Origin of the sequence: Bacillus swezeyi, from assembly GCF_030908325.1 — a bacterium.
In the GTDB taxonomy this organism is placed as follows: domain Bacteria; phylum Bacillota; class Bacilli; order Bacillales; family Bacillaceae; genus Bacillus; species Bacillus swezeyi.
Window position 1 is genome coordinate 3187913 of record NZ_CP133085.1, and the last position, 21639, is coordinate 3209551.

General features: G+C 45.8%; 21 protein-coding genes, 1 tRNA gene and 1 other annotated feature. Of the genes, 1 reads left to right on the forward strand and 21 read right to left on the reverse strand.

The window, feature by feature from the left end; translation table 11 throughout:
- Positions 1-207: 207 nt before the first annotated feature.
- From ddcA to gdhA, 10 genes are all read right to left on the reverse strand, one after another.
- Positions 208-1215, reverse strand: coding sequence for a DNA damage checkpoint antagonist DdcA (gene ddcA / locus RBH91_RS15800; RefSeq protein WP_307892171.1), 1008 nt, complete (start codon positions 1213-1215; stop codon positions 208-210).
- A gap of 142 nt (positions 1216-1357) precedes the next feature.
- Positions 1358-1957 (reverse strand): 3-isopropylmalate dehydratase small subunit, encoded by a 600-nt coding sequence (leuD, locus tag RBH91_RS15805; RefSeq protein ID WP_307892172.1) that lies wholly within the window; start codon positions 1955-1957, stop codon positions 1358-1360.
- Positions 1958-1969: 12 nt separating this feature from the next.
- A complete protein-coding gene (leuC, locus tag RBH91_RS15810; protein ID WP_307892173.1) occupies positions 1970-3388 on the reverse strand; it encodes a 3-isopropylmalate dehydratase large subunit in 1419 nt (472 codons plus the stop codon).
- 33 nt (positions 3389-3421) lie between these two features.
- Positions 3422-4534, reverse strand: coding sequence for a 3-isopropylmalate dehydrogenase (gene leuB, locus RBH91_RS15815; protein ID WP_307892174.1), 1113 nt, complete (start codon positions 4532-4534; stop codon positions 3422-3424).
- Between the two features lie 27 nt (positions 4535-4561).
- On the reverse strand, positions 4562-6118 hold the full coding sequence (locus RBH91_RS15820; protein ID WP_307892175.1) for a 2-isopropylmalate synthase: 1557 nt from the start codon (positions 6116-6118) through the stop codon (positions 4562-4564).
- Positions 6105-7133 carry a ketol-acid reductoisomerase gene (gene ilvC, locus RBH91_RS15825; RefSeq protein WP_076763063.1) on the reverse strand — a complete coding sequence of 343 codons (1029 nt, stop codon included), beginning with the start codon at positions 7131-7133 and terminating at the stop codon, positions 6105-6107. Before ilvC ends, RBH91_RS15820 begins: the two co-directional genes overlap by 14 nt.
- Before the next feature lie 23 nt (positions 7134-7156).
- Positions 7157-7675, reverse strand: coding sequence for an acetolactate synthase small subunit (ilvN, locus tag RBH91_RS15830; protein ID WP_076763065.1), 519 nt, complete (start codon positions 7673-7675; stop codon positions 7157-7159).
- Positions 7672-9396 carry an acetolactate synthase large subunit gene (gene ilvB, locus RBH91_RS15835; protein WP_307892176.1) on the reverse strand — a complete coding sequence of 575 codons (1725 nt, stop codon included), beginning with the start codon at positions 9394-9396 and terminating at the stop codon, positions 7672-7674. Before ilvB ends, ilvN begins: the two co-directional genes overlap by 4 nt.
- A gap of 156 nt (positions 9397-9552) precedes the next feature.
- Positions 9553-9811: a binding site (T-box leader), on the reverse strand.
- A gap of 4 nt (positions 9812-9815) precedes the next feature.
- The gene (ilvE, locus tag RBH91_RS15840) at positions 9816-10730 is read right to left on the reverse strand and encodes a branched-chain-amino-acid transaminase (protein ID WP_076763069.1); all 915 of its coding nucleotides are present in this window, start codon (positions 10728-10730) and stop codon (positions 9816-9818) included.
- Positions 10731-11468: 738 nt separating this feature from the next.
- A complete protein-coding gene (gene gdhA, locus RBH91_RS15845) occupies positions 11469-12851 on the reverse strand; it encodes an NADP-specific glutamate dehydrogenase (protein ID WP_307892177.1) in 1383 nt (460 codons plus the stop codon).
- Positions 12852-13274: 423 nt separating this feature from the next.
- Here gdhA and RBH91_RS15850 point away from each other — a divergent pair, with 423 nt between their 5' ends.
- Positions 13275-13538 (forward strand): hypothetical protein, encoded by a 264-nt coding sequence (locus tag RBH91_RS15850; RefSeq protein WP_307892178.1) that lies wholly within the window; start codon positions 13275-13277, stop codon positions 13536-13538.
- Positions 13539-13595: 57 nt separating this feature from the next.
- Here RBH91_RS15850 and RBH91_RS15855 read toward each other — a convergent pair whose 3' ends face one another.
- The 11 genes from RBH91_RS15855 to RBH91_RS15905 all read right to left on the reverse strand — a co-directional run bounded on the left by RBH91_RS15855 (position 13596) and on the right by RBH91_RS15905 (position 21601).
- Positions 13596-14078 (reverse strand): hypothetical protein, encoded by a 483-nt coding sequence (locus tag RBH91_RS15855; RefSeq protein WP_307892179.1) that lies wholly within the window; start codon positions 14076-14078, stop codon positions 13596-13598.
- A 971-nt stretch (positions 14079-15049) separates the two neighbouring features.
- Positions 15050-15123: transfer RNA gene (locus RBH91_RS15860), tRNA-Arg, on the reverse strand.
- 118 nt (positions 15124-15241) lie between these two features.
- Complete coding sequence (locus RBH91_RS15865; protein ID WP_307892180.1) at positions 15242-15763, reverse strand: metallophosphoesterase; 522 nt, start codon at positions 15761-15763, stop codon at positions 15242-15244.
- Positions 15764-15779: 16 nt separating this feature from the next.
- The gene (locus RBH91_RS15870; protein ID WP_076763082.1) at positions 15780-16367 is read right to left on the reverse strand and encodes an XTP/dITP diphosphatase; all 588 of its coding nucleotides are present in this window, start codon (positions 16365-16367) and stop codon (positions 15780-15782) included.
- A 22-nt stretch (positions 16368-16389) separates the two neighbouring features.
- Positions 16390-17130 carry a ribonuclease PH gene (gene rph / locus RBH91_RS15875; RefSeq protein ID WP_307892181.1) on the reverse strand — a complete coding sequence of 247 codons (741 nt, stop codon included), beginning with the start codon at positions 17128-17130 and terminating at the stop codon, positions 16390-16392.
- A 137-nt stretch (positions 17131-17267) separates the two neighbouring features.
- Positions 17268-18377, reverse strand: coding sequence for a GerMN domain-containing protein (locus tag RBH91_RS15880; RefSeq protein WP_076763087.1), 1110 nt, complete (start codon positions 18375-18377; stop codon positions 17268-17270).
- Between the two features lie 180 nt (positions 18378-18557).
- On the reverse strand, positions 18558-19379 hold the full coding sequence (racE, locus tag RBH91_RS15885; protein ID WP_094777361.1) for a glutamate racemase: 822 nt from the start codon (positions 19377-19379) through the stop codon (positions 18558-18560).
- Positions 19380-19386: 7 nt separating this feature from the next.
- Positions 19387-19830, reverse strand: coding sequence for a MarR family winged helix-turn-helix transcriptional regulator (locus RBH91_RS15890; protein ID WP_076763090.1), 444 nt, complete (start codon positions 19828-19830; stop codon positions 19387-19389).
- A 162-nt stretch (positions 19831-19992) separates the two neighbouring features.
- Complete coding sequence (gene gerE / locus RBH91_RS15895) at positions 19993-20217, reverse strand: spore germination transcription factor GerE (protein WP_003184172.1); 225 nt, start codon at positions 20215-20217, stop codon at positions 19993-19995.
- Positions 20218-20413: 196 nt separating this feature from the next.
- The gene (locus RBH91_RS15900) at positions 20414-21112 is read right to left on the reverse strand and encodes an SDR family NAD(P)-dependent oxidoreductase (RefSeq protein ID WP_307892182.1); all 699 of its coding nucleotides are present in this window, start codon (positions 21110-21112) and stop codon (positions 20414-20416) included.
- A gap of 36 nt (positions 21113-21148) precedes the next feature.
- Positions 21149-21601, reverse strand: a complete 453-nt coding sequence (locus RBH91_RS15905; protein ID WP_307892183.1) for an acyl-CoA thioesterase — start codon at positions 21599-21601, stop codon at positions 21149-21151.
- Positions 21602-21639 lie beyond the last annotated feature (38 nt).

Consider the following 21639-nt stretch of genomic DNA (forward strand, 5'->3'; position numbering starts at 1 on the left):
GTTGTGTCGGTTTTCCATTTTAAAACAAGCAAACGGCTACGTCCATAGAAAGCTGCTGTCCGCCGGCAGCTTTTAGTTCTTTCTGACAGCCACCATTATGTATACAAAGATAAATAATGAATCTTTAGCGGCAAACGGAGCAATCAGCTTCCGTTTTTCACAAATGCAACCACTATATTATAACACAATGCCTGCTGCTTTCAACATTTACAAATAAGAAATTTCTTCTATATCTTTGATCATCGCGCAAGCTTCATCAAGCTGTCTGTCATTGAATTCGTAAAGAATGTGAAGCTCCTCTTTATCAATGTCAATGCCGTGCATTTCATATCCGACTTTATGAAGCGCGGCAGCCCAAAGCTCGCGGTTTGAGTACTTCGGCTGAAACGGATACAGCACATAAATATGCCTCCGCCACAGCTCCTCCACCGCCTGGTAAAGCGAGGGATTTTCATTTCCCAGCGTGTCATCGAGCACATTAAGAACGTGCTTTAAAATCGGCATGGCGTCCGGTTTGACCGTTTCTTTCGGATTAATTGTCATCGATTCGCCAAATTTTGTGACAAGCGTCGGTTTATCATGGTCTGACTCGTCCAGAAGCTGCAAGATCATCGTTTTCACGAGGGGATGGCCGTTCGGGTTTTGCAGGATCGTTTTCAATAAGCCGATGTAGTTCGTCAGATTGCGGTCTTTAAGCCCATGGAGCAGCTTGACCTGCTCTCCTGTATCATTTAAAAGCCTCTCCTGATCGAGCTCTTCTGTCTCCGGCAGATCCTCAATCACGTCCTCAGGCCCAGGGTCCTCTGTCATCTTGCGGCTGAAATCAAGCAGTTTATAAAATTGTTCAGCGCTTTCCGGAGGCAGCTTGTTTTCCTCAAGAACGGCTTCAATCGTCTCTTTTACTTTTTCATACTGCCTGAGCTGAATCAAAATCGTCATATAGACCTGTAGAACGGTAAAATAGTGTCCGTGGCCCTCTTTCAGCATTTTTTCGCAAATTCCTTTTGCTTCCTCCAGCTCACCTATTTCCAAAAGACAGATGGCCATTCCCAGATAAATGTCAGATTCCTCATCGTCATAGTGCTTCGCCTCTGAAAACAGCTGCAGCGCCTCATGATAATTTTTTTCTTTGAGCGCAGACATCCCTTTATGCACTAAACGCTCCTTTACGTTAGGGAACGGGATGATCTTTGAGTTTTTCTTGTCATGCTTCATTTCTAAGTTCCTTTCAGGCACTTATTTTTAACAAGTGTATCAACCCGGCCAGCTAAAAACAAGAAAGAACCGATAACAGTATGTTTTCCGTCATTTCAACTTTCAGCAAAAAAAGCCTCCGAAAAATATCGGACAGCTTTTTTTATGCATAAAGCCAAGAGCTTCTATGCTTCTCAAATTGTTCAATCTCATCTTCAAGAAGCAATGTTAATGAAATTTCATCATGGCCGTTCAGCAGCATTTCTTTCCAGTGCGGATCGACTTCAAACGCAATCTGCTTTTCGCTGTGATCTGTAATCAACTGTTTTTCGAGATCAACAGTCATGGATAAACGCTGATGTTCGTACTGTTCCGCAAGCTCTTTCCATGTCTCATAGGGCAGGCGGATCGGCAGCATTCCGTTTTTAAAACAGTTTTGATGGAAAATATCAGCAAAAGACGGCGCGATGATGATTTTAAATCCGTAGTCGTCAAGCGCCCATGGCGCATGCTCCCTGGAAGAACCGCAGCCAAAGTTTTCGCCGGCGATTAAAATCGATGCCCCTTTATATTCAGGCTGATTGAGCTCAAATTCGGGGTTTGGCTCACCGTCCGCCAAATACCGCCAGTCAAAAAAAGCAAAACGGCCGTACCCTGTTCTTTCAATCCGCTTTAAAAATTGTTTCGGAATGATCTGATCTGTGTCTACATTGATTCTGTTTAATACCGCCGCTATTCCGGTATGCGTCTTTAAAGGCTCCATCTTTTCACTCCTTTACACAGCTGTTGTCTCTTGATAATGTTTTCTGACATCTACAAAACGGCCGTGAATCGCCGCTATTGCCGCCATTGCCGGGCTGACGAGATGCGTTCTGGCTCCTTTGCCCTGCCTTCCTTCGAAATTACGGTTGGAGGTAGAAGCACAGCGCTCACCTTCAGGCACAACATCATTGTTCATGCTCAAACACATGCTGCATCCCGATTCTCTCCATTCAAAGCCGGCTTCGATGAAAATCTCATGAAGACCTTCTTGTTCCGCCTGAATTTTGACGCTCTGGGAGCCGGGAACAACGATTGCCCTGACGCCGTCAGCGACTTTTTGCCCTTTGATCATGTCGGCAGCCTGGCGGAGGTCTGTCATGCGCGAATTTGTGCATGAGCCGATAAAGACGTGTTCAATTGAAATATCTTCAATTTTTTTATATGGTTCAAGCCCCATATATTCATATGCGCGCTGCGCTTCTTTTTTATCGTCTTCCTGTGCGAAAGCCTCAGGTCCCGGAATCGCTTCATCAACCGGCAAAACCATTCCCGGGTGGATACCCCAGGTCACCATCGGCGAGATGTCGCTTCCATCCAGGACAATCGTCCGATCGTATTCAGCGCCCGGATCGGTCCGCAGACTCTTCCATTCCTTAACGGCTTTCGCAAATTCTTCGCCTTTTGGCGCATATTTTTTCGTTTTTACATATTCAAAAGTTGTTTCATCAGGTGCGATCAGCCCTGCTCTTGCCCCTGCTTCGATCGACATGTTGCAGACTGTCATCCGTTCGTCCATTGACATGTTTCGGAACACTTCGCCGGTATATTCAATGACATAGCCGGCGCCGAATTTAACCCCGTATTTTCCGATGATCGCAAGAATGACGTCTTTTGCAGTCACTCCTTGCTGCAGTTTGCCGTCAACGCGGATTTCAAGCGTCTTCGGTTTTTGCTGCCAAAGCGTCTGTGTTGACAGAACATGTTCAACCTCGCTCGTTCCGATTCCGAATGCGAGCGCGCCGAACGCCCCGTGTGTTGATGTATGGCTGTCTCCGCAGACGATCGTTTTGCCTGGCAGTGTCAAACCGAGCTCAGGTCCGATGACATGAACGATCCCCTGATCAACGCTTGACAAGTCAGCAAGGCGGATGCCGAATTCTTCGCAATTTCGTTCAAGCGCACTGACCTGCCGTTTCGCGACTTCATCTTTAATCTCAAACCGGTTGACGGTCGGGATGTTGTGGTCCATTGTGGCAAACGTATTTTGAGGCCTTCTGACTTTTCTTTTCTTTTGTCTCAGCCCTTCAAAGGCTTGGGGCGAAGTGACTTCATGTATCAAATGCAGATCGATATACAAAAGATCAGGCTTCCCCTCCCCTTTTTTAATCACGTGCTGATCCCAAATTTTTTCGATGATCGTACGAGGCATCATCTTTTTTCCTCCCTCTACCAATATCCATTTTCCTTAAACGTATGCGGTCATGATGTTTGAAATGGCATTGTCGTCTGCCAGCGCGGCTTTTACTTCTTCTGTAATCAATTGGGTCGTACAGTGCTCTGATCCTTTTGCGAGATCTTTCGTTCTTTTTCCAGACTGAAGAACTTGATCGACCGCATGCTCAACGGCTTTCGCTTCCGCTTCAAGGCCGAATGACGTGCGCAGCATCATGGCAGCGGACAAAATCGCAGCAAGCGGGTTGGCGATATTTTGTCCTGCGATGTCTGGAGCTGAACCGTGCACAGGTTCATATAAGTGAAGGCCTGAACTTGATAAGCTTGCTGACGGAAGCATGCCGAGCGATCCGGTCAGCATGGATGCTTCGTCACTTAAAATATCGCCGAACATGTTTTCAGTGACGACGATGTCAAATTGCCTCGGCGCATAGATCAGCTGCATGGCAGCATTATCGACCAGCATATGCTCAAGCTTGACATCAGGGAATTCACCGGCGACTTCTTCGGCGGTTTTTCGCCAAAGTTTGCTCGATTCAAGGACGTTCGCTTTATCAACCGATGTGACTTTTCCTGTGCGCCCTTTTGCCATCCGGAAAGCTTCCCTGATGACTCTTTCCATCTCCGTTTTTTTATAAAACAACGTGTCAACGGCTGCCTGTTCGCCGTCCTGATTGACGTACTGTTCGCTCGGCTTTCCAAAATATAAGCCGCCCGTCAGTTCGCGCACGATAACAAAGTCAACGCCTTCGATATATTCCTTTTTTAGAGGAGATGCATCTGCCAAGCTTTCAAACACTTTAACAGGCCTCAAGTTGGCGAAAAGATCGAGCTGTTTGCGAATGGCCAGCAGCCCTTTTTCAGGTCTCAGTTCAGAAGGATGTTGATCCCATTTCGGCCCGCCTACCGCTCCGAGCAAAATGGCGTCCGCAGCTTTGCAGACGGCGACTGTTTCCTCAGGCAAAGGCACACCCGCTTCATCGATAGCCGATCCGCCGATCAGGCCATATTCAAATTCGAATTCATGCTGATAATGTTCAGCAACGCTTTTCAGTACATCAACAGCCGCTTCCAAAACTTCGGGGCCAATTCCGTCACCGGGCAAAAGTGCGATTCGTTTTTTCAAGTTAAACAAACTCCTTCCTTCTTACTGTCATGATCCTACAGCCGCTTGCTTTGCCAATCCTTCTGTGTTCGACTGGAGCACGAGATAACGGTTCACCGCATTCAAATAGGCTTTTGCCGAAGCCTCAAGGACATCCTGGGCGACTCCGCGTCCGCCTGATTCTTTTCCATTAATCAGCACCCTGACATAGACTTGAGCGAATGCATCCTGTCCTTTGCGGTTGGATTGAATCCGATAATCGAGCAGCTGGACCTCTTTATCCATACAGCGCTTCAGCGTGTTGTAAACCGCTTCGACACTGCCCGCTCCTGTCGCCGCTTCCTGAATGATCCGGTCTGTTTCCTGATCCTTTAGGGAAACCGTTGCTGTCGGAACCTGTGAGGTGCCGTAATGCACCTGCAGAGAAATAAAATCATAACCGATTTTACGGTCTGTCGCTTTTTCTTCGAGAATCAGGGAAATCAGATCTTCATCTGTAAATTCCTTTTTCTTTCCTGTCAGCTCTTTAAATATGCTGAAAAATTTATTGATCTCCTCTTCTCCAAACTGGAATCCGAGGTTATTCAGCTTATCTTTAAAAGCATGGCGTCCTGAATGCTTCCCGAGCACGAGCGCGTCTGTTTTGACCCCGACAAGCTCTGGAGAAATGATTTCATACGTTGTTTTTTCTTTGAGGAAGCCGTCCTGGTGAATGCCTGATTCATGGGCGAAAGCATTATCGCCGACGACCGCTTTATTGCGCGGCACAACCATTCCGGTCAGCTTGCTCACTAAATCACTTGTCCGTTTAATTTCATTCAATTGAATCGTTGACTCGGCCTGATAAAAGTCTTTGCGAATGTGCAGCGCGACGGCAATTTCTTCAAGAGACGCATTCCCCGCTCTTTCGCCAATGCCGTTGATGACAGACTCTACTTGGTCTGCGCCGTTTTCAATTGCGGCCAAAGAGTTGGCGACGGCCATTCCCAAATCGTCGTGGCAATGGGCTGAAAGCTTTATCTTATCAGCATTGCTGGCATTTTCTTTTATATAGCGGAAAATGTTGCCGTATTCGGCAGGCGCCAAGTATCCCACCGTATCCGGAAGATTGATGACATCCGCACCGGCACCGATCACCTCACTGACGATCTCGGCTAAAAATGGAAGATCTGTCCGGCATGCATCCTCGGCTGACCACTGTACAATCGGGAATCTTTGTTTGGCGTATTTCACCATTGCGACTGCCTGTTCCAACACTTGTTCACGCGTTTTTTTGAGCTTATATTTTAAATGGATGTCAGACGTAGCGATAAAAAGATGAATCCTTGGTTCGGCTCCGTCTTTCAGCGCATCCCACGCCGAATCGATATCTCCTTTGACAGATCGGGCAAGCCCTGTTACGGAGCAGTTTTGAATCGTTTGCGCGATTTCTTTGACAGCGCTGAAATCCCCAGGGGATGAAGCGGGAAAACCCGCTTCCATAATATTGACCCCGAGTTTTTCGAGCTGCTGGGCGATCGCAAGCTTCTCCTGCGTGTTTAAATTAACACCTGGCGACTGTTCACCATCACGGAGCGTTGTATCAAAAAAGTTAATTTTTCGCACCGGCTACCACCGCTTCCTTTTTCTTTCCTTGCTTGACAAACGGCATCATTTCACGAAGCTTTCTGCCGACAACTTCAATTTCGTGCTCGTTTTCGCTTGCGTTGATGGCGTTAAAACGCGGACGGTTGACTTGGTTTTCAACGATCCATTCTTTCGCGAAGGTTCCGTTTTGAATATCTTTCAATACTTCTTTCATGGACGCTTTGACATTCTCATCGACTACGCGCGGACCTGATACGAAATCTCCCCATTGAGCCGTATCGGAAATGGAGTATCTCATGCCTGCCAATCCTTCTTCATACATGAGGTCGACGATCAGCTTCAGTTCATGCAGACACTCGAAGTAGGCAAGCTCAGGCTGATATCCCGCCTCTGTCAGCGTTTCAAAGCCGGCTTTGACAAGGGAAGTCAGTCCGCCGCACAGTACCGCCTGTTCACCGAATAGATCTGTTTCAGTTTCTTCTTTAAATGTTGTTTCCAGAACGCCCGCTCTCGCACCGCCGATCGCTTTTGCGTAAGCCAGCGCTTTATCCTTCGCTTCGCCTGTTACATCCTGATAAATCGCAAACAGTGCAGGAACGCCGGCGCCTTGTTCAAATGTTCTTCTGACAAGATGCCCAGGCCCCTTAGGAGCGACAAGGAATACGTCAACATCTGCCGGAGGAACGATCTGATGGAAATGAACGTTGAATCCGTGTGCGAAAACGAGTGAATTGCCGGCTTGAAGCTCATCTTTAATTTCAGCTTCGTATACTTTTTGCTGCTGTTCGTCAGGAAGCAGAACCATGATGACGTCCGCCTGTGCCGCTGCTTCTCTTACCGTAAATACTTGATGGCCGTCTTCCTCAGCTTTTGTAAAGGATTTTCCTTTTCTGACGCCGACAATGACGTCCACTCCGCTTTCTTTCAAATTCAATGCATGGGCATGGCCTTGTGAACCATATCCGATAACCGCTACTTTTTTCCCTGCCAATACGTTTTCTTGGATATCACCGTTATAATAAACTTTTACCATTTCAATCTCTCCCTTTTTATGTTTTATACAATAGATATTGGTTTAATAGAGGCCGGCTTTTGCTGTGTTCCTCTCGCAAAAGCCGTGGTGCCTGTTCTGGCGACCTCTTTAATCCCGTATGGTTTCAATAGTTCGATAAGTGCTTCTACTTTGCTGGATTCGCCCGTCACCTGAACGACGACGCTGTCTTTCGCCACATCGACGACAGAGGCCCGAAACGGCTCGATCACGCCGTTTATTTCTGTCCTGTTTGAAGGAGGAGAAACGACTCTGATTAACGCCAGCTCCCTTTGCACGATTGACTGATTCGTAATGTCTGTGACTTTCAGAACGTCAATTTGTTTGTTTAATTGTTTTGTCAGCTGTTCCGTCTCTTTTTCATCTGCCACATGAACGACAAATGTGATTCTGGAGATGCCCGCTGTTTCGGTGTGTCCCACCGTAATGCTTTCAATGTTGTAGTGCCGTTTTGTAAACAGTCCGGTTATTCTGTTTAAGACGCCGGTCTGGTTCAAAACCGTCAGCGTGATGATTCTTTTCAAGGTTTCACCCCCACCATTTCATGCAGCCCTTTTCCTGGCGCAACCATCGGAAACACCTTCTCAGCCTGTGCAACCTGAACATCGATAACCATCGGTTCATTCGATGTCAAAGCGGCTTCGAGCTTTTCTTTTGCTTCCTCTTCAGATGTGATCCGGACACCTTTGATGCCGTAAGCTTCAGACAGTTTGATGAAATCCGGCTGCGATGTGAATTTAGAATGTGAGTAGCGTTCATCATAAAAGATTTCCTGCCATTGCCGAACCATTCCGAGACAGCGGTTATTCAAGACAACGACTTTAATCGGAAGGTTCAGATCATGGATGACAGACAGTTCCTGAAGCGTCATTTGAAATCCTCCGTCACCGAGAATGGAAACAACTGTTGCCTCTCTGTCCGCAAGCTGTGCCCCGATCGCTGCCGGAAGTCCAAATCCCATTGTTCCGAGGCCTCCTGAAGTGACCCACCTGTCGGCCTTTTGGAACGGATAAAATTGCGCGGCCCACATTTGATGCTGTCCCACATCCGTTGTCAAAATGGCTTCACCCTTTGTATAACGGTGAATGTATTCGACCAGCTTCTGAGGCTTAAACCCTTCTTCTTCATTCTCTTCATACCAGAGAGGGTACTCGTTTTTCCAGCCAGCGAGCTGTTTTTTCCATTCATCAGAAGCACTCGGCTTGCCGTTTTGTTTGATCAGCTCCGCCAGCACAAGCTTGCTGTCTCCTACGACCGGAATATGAGTATGGATGTTTTTGCCGATTTCAGCCGGATCGATGTCAATATGGGCGACTTTTGCATGTTTAGCGAAATGCTTCAGATTCCCTGTAACCCTGTCATCAAATCTGGCGCCGATGCTGATCAACAGATCGCTTTCATACAGAGCCATGTTGGCGGCATATGTGCCGTGCATCCCTGCCATTCCGAGAAAGAGCGGGTGGTCGGCGGGGAATCCTCCCAATCCTAAAAGCGTATGCGCCACCGGGATTTGCTGCTGTTCAACATAATTTTTTAATTCTTCTGACGCTTTCCCGTGCAAGACGCCCGCACCCGCCAAGATGACAGGCTTTTTCGCTCCGCTGACCGCTTCTACAAGCTTTCTGATTTGCAGATAGTTCGGTTCTTTCGTCGGCTGGTAGCCCGGAAGGTGAATGTCATGGTCATAGCTGAAATCCCCTTCGATTGCGGCGATGTCTTTTGGAATATCGATTAAAACGGGACCCGGTCTCCCGGTTGTCGCAATGTGGAACGCTTCTTTTATGATTCTCGGAAGGTCTTCAGCATCCCGAACCTGGTAGCTGTGCTTTGTAATCGGCATCGTAATCCCGATCACATCAGCTTCCTGGAATGCGTCAGAGCCAATAACCGAAGTCGCCACCTGACCGGTAAACACAACCAATGGCAATGAATCGATCATCGCGTCGGCAAGACCCGTCACAAGATTGGTCGCTCCGGGCCCCGATGTCGCGATGACGATACCAGGCTTGCCGGAAATCCTCGCATATCCTTCAGCTGCATGAATGGCGCCTTGTTCATGGCGCGTCAGCACATGAAACAATCCTGATCCATACAGTTTGTCATAAATCGGCAGGACTGCCCCTCCCGGATATCCGTAGATCACTTCAACATTTTCCTGTTTTAAAGCCTCAATCAGCATAGACGCCCCAGCCATTGTTTGTGTACATTGGGCATTTTCTGCATCCAACTGTACATTCGTCCCCATTTTTCTTCCTCCTTGTCAAGTGATGTTCATCACTGCTCATTCACGATTGATTTTGTTATTTTGCAATGTATATGTGCCGTAAAGCATGGTTTCCAATCTGCTTTTACAGCTAAAAAAGCCTTCCCGCCCCCAATTGACGCTGCTCACCTCGCAGGCCAAAGGGGCGAAAAGGCTTTTCTTTCCGCGGTACCACCCTTGTTCACGGCTTTTTTAGCCGCCTTATGGACAATCGCTTATCCGTTTTAATAACGAGTAAACCTTCATACGTTCACCCGGCCGGCCCTACTAAACATAAATGTTGTTCAGGCTGACACTCAGAGGGGAGTTCACAGAGGAGGCCACCACCGGTTCCCAGCAATTCCGGCTCTCTGCAGATGGCGTTTCCGCTGCTACTTATCCTCTTCTACGTTTATCTTTATTTAGCTGACACTTAAACTTTGATCTTTGATGTCTGCTTTTTCCCCTTCGCGCACTACACGCTCGCGGAACTTTTCAAGCATCCGGTTTGTATGAACTCCCGGCTTGCCGTCTCCGATTTGCCTGCCGTCTACTTTAACAACCGCAATGACTTCGGCAGCCGTTCCGGTCAAGAACACTTCATCGGCTGTATAAACATCATGACGGGTAAACGGCTCTTCCTTCACTTCATAGCCGAGCTCTTCGGCTATTTCAATGATGGCATTGCGGGTAATCCCTTCCAGCGCTCCGATATACCCCGGCGGTGTTAACAGCTTGCCGTTTTTATAAATAAATACATTATCCGCAGAACCTTCGGCCACATAGCCTTGGTCATTAAGCATCAGCGCTTCGCTGACTCCTGCCATCTGCGCCTCGATTCTAACAAGAATGTTATTTAAATAGTTTAGGGATTTTACTTTCGGACTTAACACATCCGGCCGGTTTCTTCTTGTCGGCACTGTGACGATATCAATTCCCGTTTCATATAAATGTTTCGGGAATATTGCCAATGGTTCGACAATTATAATGACACTCGGGTTTGAACAATTGTTTGGATCGAGTCCAAGATCCCCTGCCCCTCTTGAAACGACCAGGCGAATATAAGCATCTTTAAGCCCGTTTTTTTCAACAGTTCTGAGAACGTATTGTGTCAGCTCTTCCTGCTGATAAGGGATTTTCAGCAGAATGGATCTTGCTGAATCATAGAGACGATCCATATGCTCTTTCATTCTGAAGATATTTCCGTCGTACACCCTTATCCCTTCAAACACTCCGTCCCCGTATAAAAATCCGTGATCATAGACTGATATTTTAGCGTCTTCTTTTTTAACGAGTTTGTCGTTTAGGAAGATCCACTGGTCTTTCTGGTCCCCCATGCCCTCTAGCACACCTTTCTGTTGTAAATAAACGCTTTAAACGAGTAAAAAATCGTGATGCGGGAACCCGTTTTCCCGCTGTCTTCCTCGGGAAAGATGAAAAGTTTTAAAAGGAATTGTTCTTTTGTTTGAACTCATATTACGCCCCTTTACAGGCAGTGTCAACCGTATTTTTTAAAATAATTAGACAATTTAGATTAATCAATCTACTTGTATACGCTTACATTATTGATATATAAGGAAAATCAAAAATAAAAACAATTTAAAATATTTTCTTTAATCTATAAACGATACACAATTAAATCAGTGTTTCATACAACTTTGTCATATTTTATCACACAAAAAAAGAAACCTTATGTTTTATCTAGTAAGGTTTTTGCCATCTAACATGTACAGACTCCATTTATCCAGAATGTAATAAAATGTTAAAAATATCAAGAAATGAGTGATATCATGACAGCCACAATTACAATTGAACCGTATGATTTGAGTATGGGGCTATATTCAATCCGCCAGTATCCAGGATTTTTTCCGGGATATTTCGTATCCCAGCAGCCATATGTGTACAATCCCACCCTGCATCCGGGCCATATTACCGTGCACTACCCCTACGGTTTTGTGTTGCCTGGGCCCATTCTCGGGGGCTTCGGCATTGGGCACGGATTCTCCCGATCGTTTGCCGGGCACAGAATGTAAGAGGGAGAGCCGAACACTCTCCCCCTTTCCTCATGCTCAGTATTAAACAACCCCTTGAGCGATCATGGCATCCGCCACTTTCATAAATCCTGCGATATTGCAGCCGTCGGTCAAATAGCCGGCTCTGCCGTATTCAGAAGCGGCTTTCACACTTTTTCTGTAAATATCGGTCATAATTCCGCGCAGCCTGGCATCCGTTTCTTCCGCCGTCCAGCGCAGCCGAGTGCTGTTTTGAGCCATTTCCAGCGCGGAAACGGCGACACCGCCGGCATTTGCGGCTTTAGCCGGCCCGAACAGAATACCCGAATCCAAAAACCGCCGGGCGGCCTCCTGTGAACACGGCATATTCGCTCCTTCTCCGATCGCTTTGACACCGTTCTCGATCAGAACTTGCGCCGCTTTTTCATCCATTTCATTTTGCGTCGCACACGGAAGCGCGATATCACACGGGACAGACCAGATCCCTAAGCAGCCTGTAAAATAGCGTGCTTCAGGATGCTCATCTACATATTCACTGATTCTTTTGTTTCCAAATTCTTTTAACCGTTTCACCGTGTCAAGATGTATACCGTTTTTGTCATATATATACCCGTCTGAATCGCTGCAGGCTACGACTTTAGCGCCGAATTGCGCTGCTTTTTCCATGGCATAGAGCGCCACATTGCCTGATCCGGAGACGACAACGGTGCTGCCTTTAAAGCTCAGCCCTTGATCTTTCAGCATTTCTTCAACGAAGTAAACAAGCCCATAGCCAGTAGCTTCTTTTCGTGTGAAACTGCCGCCGTATTCCAGGCCTTTCCCCGTTAAAACACCGGCATCATATCGTCCGCGGATTTTTTTATACTGCCCGAACATAAACCCGATTTCCCTGGCGCCGACTCCAATATCCCCCGCGGGAATATCAGTATCGGGTCCCATATATTTACACAGTTCATTCATGAAGCTCTGCGTAAAGCTCATGATCTCTCTGTCTGATTTTCCTTTCGGGTCAAAGTCTGCTCCGCCTTTTCCGCCGCCGATCGGCTGTCCGGTGAGAGAATTTTTAAAGATCTGCTCAAAGCCTAAAAACTTAATGATGCTGGCATTCACGGAAGGATGAAAGCGTATGCCCCCTTTATAAGGACCGATTGCACTGTTGAACTGGACGCGGAATCCCCGGTTAACCTGGACATTGCCCTGGTCATCAACCCATGGAACTTTGAATACAATCATTCTCTCCGGCTCCGCGATTCTTTCAAGAATCCGATGCTCGATATACTTCGGGTGCCTGGCCAGAACAGGGACGAGCGAATCAAATATTTCTTTTACAGCCTGAAGAAATTCGCTTTCATGACGATTACGCTTCCGAACCGTTTCATACGCTTTTGTCACATAATCTCTTGCCGATTGGATATCCGTTTCTTCGACTCTTTCTAAAATTTGCACCTTTCTTCAGCTCCCTTTTAAGATGAATGAAAACTACATCTTGGCAGATTACCTATCATGGTAAATTTTACAACCATCAAGATACTCCTTCAATCTGGAAAACAGATGAAACCATTGCTGATATGAGATGTTTGTCAGAAAGCGAAAATTAGCGGGCACTTAGACAGGGAGATACATGCCGAAAGCTGAGGCGGAACGGCCTAGAAGATCTAAAAAAACATTTGATTCACACTGTTTTTCCGCAAACAAAAAAAGCCTTTTTTCTTCATCTTCTGCATGTTTGTCAGGTTTTTGGCAAGCGGTATAAATGAGTTTTCATCCCGATTTTAACCCGCAAAAAAATGAATATTTCAGCTTATAAAATGAAAACACATAGCACCCGTGATTTCAGGGCAACACTATAGCTAAAAACGGGGTGTTCTTATGGATCAGAGAAAAGATGCTGAAGATATGTCAAACGTTGAAACACAAAGGAATTTCTTAACAGCTGAGGAATTTCCGGAAGGGGCTTATGGAGCAGCGGCAGACAAAGATGAGCCTGTTGAAAACAAAAGCACTCCATGGCGGGAAGGTCAGCAATACTACAGCAATTTCACATATGAATTCCGGAATCTGCATCAAGGGTTGCCAAGGCAATACCCAGGGGCGCATCCGACCCATGATGAAAAGGACAAAAACGAGGAATGACCGCCGATATTTATGAAAAAGAGCCGGGAAGAGCCGGCTCTTTTTCAGCCTTTTAAATTATTGAAGCGGCTGTTGGAATTGCTGATTTTGGTTTTGCTGCTGTTGGCCTTGTTGGCCTTGCTGATTAAATGATTGTTGAGCCTGCTGAAGCGCTTGGCTCATTTGGTTCATCGCTTGGTTTGTTTGAATGCCTTGAAGAGCCTGATTAAGCTGTTGGACGGCTTGCTGAATGCTTTGCTGAATTTGCTGATCTGTCTGCTGCATCTGCTGTTGGGATTGAGAACTGAATTGCTGAATTTGCTGCTTTAATTGATTGATTCCCTGAGTCAATTGAGATTTCTGCTGGCCGCTTTGACCTTGCTGCTGAGAAGATCCTAATTGTGAAACAGTTTGCTCCAGCTGGGTAAGCTGCTGCTGTATGTTTCCGAATTCTTGAGCAAGTTCGGTATCTGTAATGTTGACTCCAAGCAGCTGCTCATGCTTTTGTTTTTGTTGTTGTTGTTTTTGCTTTTGCTGCTGATTTTGCTGTTGTTTTGTCATAAAACATCCTCCTTAAAATTGATCACACTCCTTATCATTTTCATTCTTTTAAAAAGATGAAAGGGAATTTTTAGGGGAAGATAAATCCCAAACCTTTACTTGAAGATCACCTCAACTATCCCTGTTTATAAGGAGGACATTAAGGGCTAGGTCCTCATTTTCAATTGGTTTTTCTGGTCTTTTTAAATGCCAATTAAAAGGATTATCCATAAAAGAGCATTCCCAATGGAATGAACAGCAAATGAAGCCCATGTCAAATTGGTATATTGAGCATGAATGGTGCAATAGCCATAATTGGGAGCATACCAATTACATGCCGATCCAAACTCAGAACAACCCAATTATGATTCAAGCAAAATATCCAAACATCGCTTCTTGTATTGGCAAGGTTTTAGCCTTTCACTAAAACATCGCATGAATTGGTACAAAGGCAATTCATAATTTTCAGTTACCTATTATTGAAGCACAAAAATTTCTTTTCGTGGTATAGAAAGCTTTTTTAGTGGGTTGAATGGTCCAGGCAAATATTTCGGCGACGAAAACATTCATAACTTGCCAATATTCTCCCTATCGGCTCAAGCGCAATCCACAACGAAAAGGAATAAAGAAAAAGTCAAGACACCGTAACCGGTCATGAAATCATTAAGCATGCAGACATATGGCAAGTTGTCATAACACCTGTACAATTAAAAAATTTGCATAACGAGTTAACACCTCTAGCCCTTTAACTCTAACATCATGTTTCGAAAACCAATTCAATTCATTCATCAAAAAAACAAAACATGATGAAGCTGACTAAAAAAATCAACCGCACAATTTGACAGTTATTTGAGAATAAAACAGCGCTTGGTGAAAATCCGCTCCCAGTTCACTCCCAAAACGCACTTTTAAACCATAAACAAAGGTTCTAAACAAACAAAAAATCCCCAAACCCTTGAATTATCAATAGGTTTGGGGATTTTTTGATGTGACGTCCCAGGAGAGATTCGAACTCCCGACCGACGGCTTAGAAGGCCGTTGCTCTATCCTGCTGAGCTACTGGGACATAATGTTGTTTTGTTTGCTTTAACTATCAGCGACAAGATTTATTATATTCGTATTAGGTCGCAAAGTCAACAACTTTTTAGAATTTTTTTCATCACGAGGAAGAAAAAAATTCTTCCTCATGAATCTGATGGCAATTGGTAATGATTTGCCAAACTTTCGATCTCACGTCCGTCTGTACCGTAAAAACGGACAGACGTATTGTCTGTATCAATGCTTAGTATAGCATAAGTTTTGTCTCTCCGCACCCGCGGAAGGCGGATGCTGCCGGGGTTGATCAGCAGTTTCCCGTCCATCAGCTCGCTTCCCGCGATGTGGGAGTGACCGAAGCAGATGATATCGGCTTCAAGCTCGGCCGCCCTGTAATAAACGTTTAACAGCGACTGTTTGATACCATATAAATGTCCGTGTGTAAAAAAGAGCTTTCTTGATCCGACCGGAACGACGATTTCATCTTTAAAATCTCCGTAAAAGTCGCAGTTTCCTTTTACCGTTAAGTAAGAGGCAAGTGCCGGGTGAGAAGGGTCAAGTTCGGAATCTCCGCAGTGGATGCTGAGATCCACATCCTTCTCATGCCGTTCTGCGATCGTTTGCAGCTCATGTTCAAGGCCGTGGCTGTCGCTGACGATCAGCACCTTCATTCCGGCTCCTCCTCTCTTATTCATCCAATAAAGCGGACAGCTTTTTCAGCGCTTCCGCCCTGTGGCTGATTTTGTTCTTCTCTCCGCTTGAGAGCTGAGCCATTGTCTGATCCTTATCTTTGACCAGAAAGATCGGGTCGTAGCCGAAACCGTTTGTCCCTTCCGGCTGCTCGGCAATAAACCCTTCGACTGCGCCTTCGACCGTTTTGGTTTTTTGCCCCGGAATGCACAGAGCAAGCGCACATCTAAATCTTGCTGAGCGATCTTCTTTTTCGATCCCTTCAAGCTCTTTCAATACTTTTTTTAAGTTGGCGAGGTCATTTTTTTCTTCTCCGGCATAGCGCGCCGAATATACCCCCGGGCTGCCGCCGAGATAATCGACCGACAGTCCGGAATCATCTGCAATGACCATTTTGCCGGTCTCTTTTGAAATCGTCTCCGCTTTAATCATTGCATTTTCTTCAAATGTTTGTCCGGTTTCCTCGATTTCGGCCGTATAGCCGATATCTAACAGAGATTTGACATCGTAGCCTCTCGGTTCAAGCATCTCTTTGAATTCCTTGACTTTCCCTTCATTTTTTGTGGCGATGATGACTTCTTTCATTTCATATCAAGCCTTTCTCAAATTATTGTTGAATGGCCGCCGCAACATCACCGAGCACTTCTTTCTGCTTTTCGATGAGTTCTGCGATCCCTTTTTCGGCAAGCTCCAAAAGCCCGTCCAATTCGTTTTTGGAAAACGTCGCTTCCTCTCCGGTTCCCTGCAGCTCGACAAAACGGCCTTCTCCTGTCATAACGACATTCATATCAACCTCTGCGTTTGAATCTTCCTGATAGTTCAAATCAAGGATGAGCCCATTTTCCCGATCAATCCCCACTGATGTAGCAGCCAAAAAATCGTTGATCGGCATCGATTTGAGGGTGCCTTCTTCAACAAGGCGTCCGACAGCTAATGCCATGGCCGTAAACGCTCCGGTGATCGACGCCGTTCTTGTGCCCCCATCTGCCTGAATGACGTCGCAGTCGATCCAGATGGTCCGCTCACCGAGCTTTTCTAAATCAACGACCGCCCGCAAAGCTCGTCCAATCAGTCTTTGGATTTCCATCGTTCTTCCGGAAATTTTTCCTTTTGACGATTCCCTGATCGTTCTTTGGTTTGTCGCACGGGGCAGCATGCTGTATTCCGCCGTAATCCAGCCCTTCCCTTCCCCTCTTAAAAAGGGCGGGACGCGGTCTTCTACAGAAGCATTGCATATCACCTTTGTATCACCGACTGTGATCAGAACCGATCCTTCAGGATGTGTGATGAAGTCAAGCTCCATCGATACAGGGCGCAGTTCATTGTTTTCTCTTCCATCGTATCTCATTTTTTACCTCCGATTGTATGTACATAAACATTTGACAATAATTTCGCTTTAAGAAAGCGCGTTCTGAAAAGCTGAACAAAGAAAGAGGCAGCTTTATGCGCTCACCTCTTTTTTTATAGTATATCAAAAATGTCCGGCTAAAAACTACCTGTGTTCACCCGGCTCGGTCTTGAGACAGGTTTTGAAAGCTTTTCGCCCTTTTCATTCACCAGTTCGGCTTTTCCGTTAACCGTGACGGAAACGCTTTTAATATCCGGAAGCTCGGTCAATGTCAAAACGATGCTGTTTAACACCTCGTCTGAAATGACTTTCTTTTCGCCATCTGCACTGCCGTAAATGGCTTCGTTAAAGTCGAGGGTCACATGGCCGTCTTCAATTTTCGGCTTGCTTTCAAGCTTGACGTCCCCTTGGAAGTCCGACAGCAGCCCGCTTTTATTGCTCGGCCCTTCCGCCAGTTCTTCAATCGCCGCTGTCACCTGGTCATTTTCTTTATCTGAGGTGCGCTTAGTCACCGGTACATAGTATGCGCCTTCATCAGATTCAGCCAAATAATAAACGGTTACAGGCTGTGTAGCGGTCATATCCGTGACACCTGCTGTGTCCAGGTTGATGCCGTCTTCGCGGCTGAGTTCTTCCGAGATCGGCGTGCCGTTGACAGGCATTTCTTTTAAATCATGACCGTTCATGCGGATTTTCACTTTATCAACTGAATTAAATTGCGTCAGCGTCCATGTAATCGCCTGGACGATTTTTTGTTCATCTTCAGCCTTATAGTTTTTAAATTCTTTTGAGAAATCGGCGACCGCTGTCCCGTCTTCTTTTATATCAACATTTACGGTTGTATCTGCCGGCAGCACGGCTCTGAATCCATTTGGCAGTACGTTAGAGACCGGCCCGCCTTCAACAAGGTATTCGAGCGCTTGCTTGGCCGTCCCTTCCTGTTTTGGAAGAGGGAGCGTCTGTGCTGTGACATATCCGTTTTTATCAATCAGATAAAGCTCTCTCATCACCGTGTCGCTATCCTGTGCAGCTTTATGTTCACCGGTCGTTTTGCTGTCTTTGTCATCTGTTTGGTCTTTCGTTTTGTCCGTTTGGTCTTGCTCCTTCTCCTCTTTTACGTATGTGATATCCTGCGGCGGATCTATTTCCTCTGAGGCTTGATCTGACTGAAATATTCCGCATCCGGAAAGAAGCAGCGCGGATGCTGTGACAGAGACCGCGATTCCTTTCATTCCTTTTTTCAGCATACTTTTCCCTCCTAAGGCAGTTTGTACTACCATGTATACGAGCCCATTTTTTGAATTAGACCGTTTTTTAAAAATTCGTTATCATGCATGAAAGCTTGCTGAAAAACAAAAAACCTTTTCTTTGACAGAAAAGGCCGGGTTTGTGGCGAAGCGCCAAAAAGCTGCCGTTTCCGGCAGCTTTTACTTTATTGCGGTTTTTTCTTTAAGCGAGATGCTTTCAACATTTTTCACTTCATATCCAAACCAATCGTTTGCGATTTTTTTAAAACGGGCACGATCTCCAGTTGTTAAAAATAGATGTTCTGGAGAGACAGCGTTTTTGTTCAAGAGGCCATTGTAGGACAAAATCGTGCTGACCTCTCTGGCGGTCTCATCTCCTGAAGAAATAATGCTGACGCGCTCGCCCATATAGCGCTGAATCGGATCTTTTAAAATGGGATAGTGCGTGCACCCGAGAATCAGTGTATCAATTGAAGAATCCCTGAGCGGATATAGTGATGACCTGACAATCTCATCAGCCGTTTCATCCAAAAATTTACCGCTTTCCACAAACGGCACAAACATTGGACAAGCCAAATTTTCCACCGTCAGATCGCTGTTTAGCGAAAGCAGCGCTTCTTCATATGCTCCGCTTCTAATCGTATTTTCCGTTCCGATGACGCCGATCCGCTGATTTTCTGTCACTTTAATGGCGGTTCTGGCCCCCGGCTGCACCACTCCGATGACGGGAATGGCGACTTCCCGGCTGATTTCGTCCAATGCGATGGCCGTTGCTGTATTGCACGCGATCACGAGCATTTTAATATGATGGCGGGATAACAGGTAGTTTGTCATTTCCCATGTATATGAAAGGACTTCTTTTCTGTCCCTCGGTCCGTATGGACATCTTTTTGTATCTCCGAGATAAATGATGTTTTCTTTTGGCAGCTGCCTCATGATTTCCTTTGCAACAGTTAAACCGCCAACTCCCGAATCAATGACTCCTATCGGTTGATCCAACAAAATCGCCTCATTTTCTATTCATTTCCTGCTGAAGTTTAATTAATAATTTTTCAAAATCGGCTGTTTCTTTTTCAGAAAACGCTTCTAACATGTTTTCCAAATAATCCTGCCTTTTTTGAATAACCTCCTGGATGATTCGTTCTCCTTCTGATAACAGGCGAATCCGGACAACCCGTCTGTCAGAAGGGTCTTTTACCCGTTCAACAAGGTTGTTTTTCTCCATTCGGTCAATTAAATCTGTCGTTGTGCTGCACGCCAGATACATTTTTTGGGATAATTCGCCTATCGTCATGTCCCCGTATTCAAACAGCCACTGCAGGCCGACAAACTGGGGAGGCGTAATCGTATATTGGGTAAGAATTTCTCTGCCTTTTTGTTTAATGATGCCCGCGATATGGCGGAGAGATTTTTCAATATCCGCAATGTGATTCAAAGAAGCTTTCGAATTCATTTTCTCTACCTCGCTCAACTCGTTGTTTTGTTTGCAAAACACTCGAGTCTATTTTCCTTCTTTTCTACATAAATTGCAAGACTTCAACATGAATATACAACTCATGCCAAAAAAACAAATAACCGGTTCCCTTCTTTATCCAAGAAGGAACACCGGCTCAAGTTAGAGCTCTAGCTCACCCATTCGAAGAAGTTCAACAACAGCTTGCGAACGGCCTTTCACTCCCAATTTTTGCATTGCATTGGAAATGTGATTACGAACAGTCTTTTCACTTATAAAGAGCTCGCTTGCGATTTCCTTTGTTGTCTTGTCTTGAACGAGCAATTCGAACACTTCTCTTTCTCTTTTTGTTAGCAGCGGCTTTGATTGAAACTCTTTCTCCTTCAAGTATTGTAACCCTCCTTGCTAAGGTGAGAGCTGATCTGAAACGAATGGGTTTCGATATAGTCGTGATATCATATGAAACATACGCAAGGTCGGTGACGTTTCTGACGGAGAAAAGGGTTCCCTCAAACACCTATTTTTGGCCCCTGAGCGATCAAGAGCTCGCTCTTTCTTATCAGCGCCTGGTGATACACCTTCTTTAAGGAAGGCATTTCAAAATCCATGCGATGATCCGCCATCGTTTTGTAATATAAGCGTGTGTTTTCTTTTTTCGCACGGCCCTGACAATTTGCGCCGCAGCCTTTTCAGGGGAGGCGGCCCAAAACAATTGATCTCCTTTTGCAAGGGCGGTATGGACGAAACCGGGCTGAATTTCGGTAATGACAATGTCAGCACTCTCGAACGTTTTCACTTTTTGGCGCAGGCCTTTTAAATAGTTTGAGACAAACGCTTTTGAAGCCCCGTAGGTGACGGCTGCTCCGTTTCCCCGGAGCGCTGCAATTGATGAGATACCGACTAAACAGCCTTTGCCATTTTGGATAAAATGATCGACAAACAAGTTTGAACAAGACACAAACCCCGCAATATTGACATCAATTGTTTCTTTTTCTTTCCGCCAGTCCATTTCCGTTTCCAAATAGCCGACGCCTGAACAAATGAAAACGGTGTCCACCCTTCCCATCTCACGAATCAGATCTTTTAACAGCATATTCGCACGCTCGCTGTCGGCTGCATCAATTTTTTTGATATATGAAAGACCTGGCAGGCTATCACGCAATTTAACAAGAAGCTCTTCCCGCCTTGCAGCAAGTCCCAGTACAACACCTTCCGCTGAAAGCTTTTCGGCAAGCGCTTTGCCGATTCCTGAACTGGCGCCGATCACCACCGCTTTTTTCATGTCTCTCTCCTTACACATTATTTCTCAGGAAATGAATCAGCCACCAAGCAACTTTGCTTTTTGCTCGTTTGTCCAGTTCTCCGGTGTCCCCGTATCCTTGGCAATCTGCACCATGACGGCTTTTCCTGTGAAACATGGCGTACCGGCTTCATTTTTCGCCAAGTAGTGGAGCGTGAGTGAGGCATTGCCGACAGCAGCCGTTTTGACGCCGATTTTTAAGTTTTCATGAAGCATTACCTGCTGAAAATAATCGCATTGCTGGCTGGCCACGACAGGAATTGTCCTGCTGTGCTCATCTGCAAGATGGTCCATGGTGCGAAGATGTTTAAAATAAGAAATTCGCGTTTCTTCAAAATAGATGAACGGTGTCACATTGTTCATATGACCGAACATATCTGTTTCTGAAAAACGGACAGATACTTCCTCAAAAAAAGAAAACGACTGACACCAACTGTCAAACGGTTCCTCGATATATCCCGGCAATTTCAATGTTTTCATCCCCTTTTGATATGAAAACACCTCTTCAA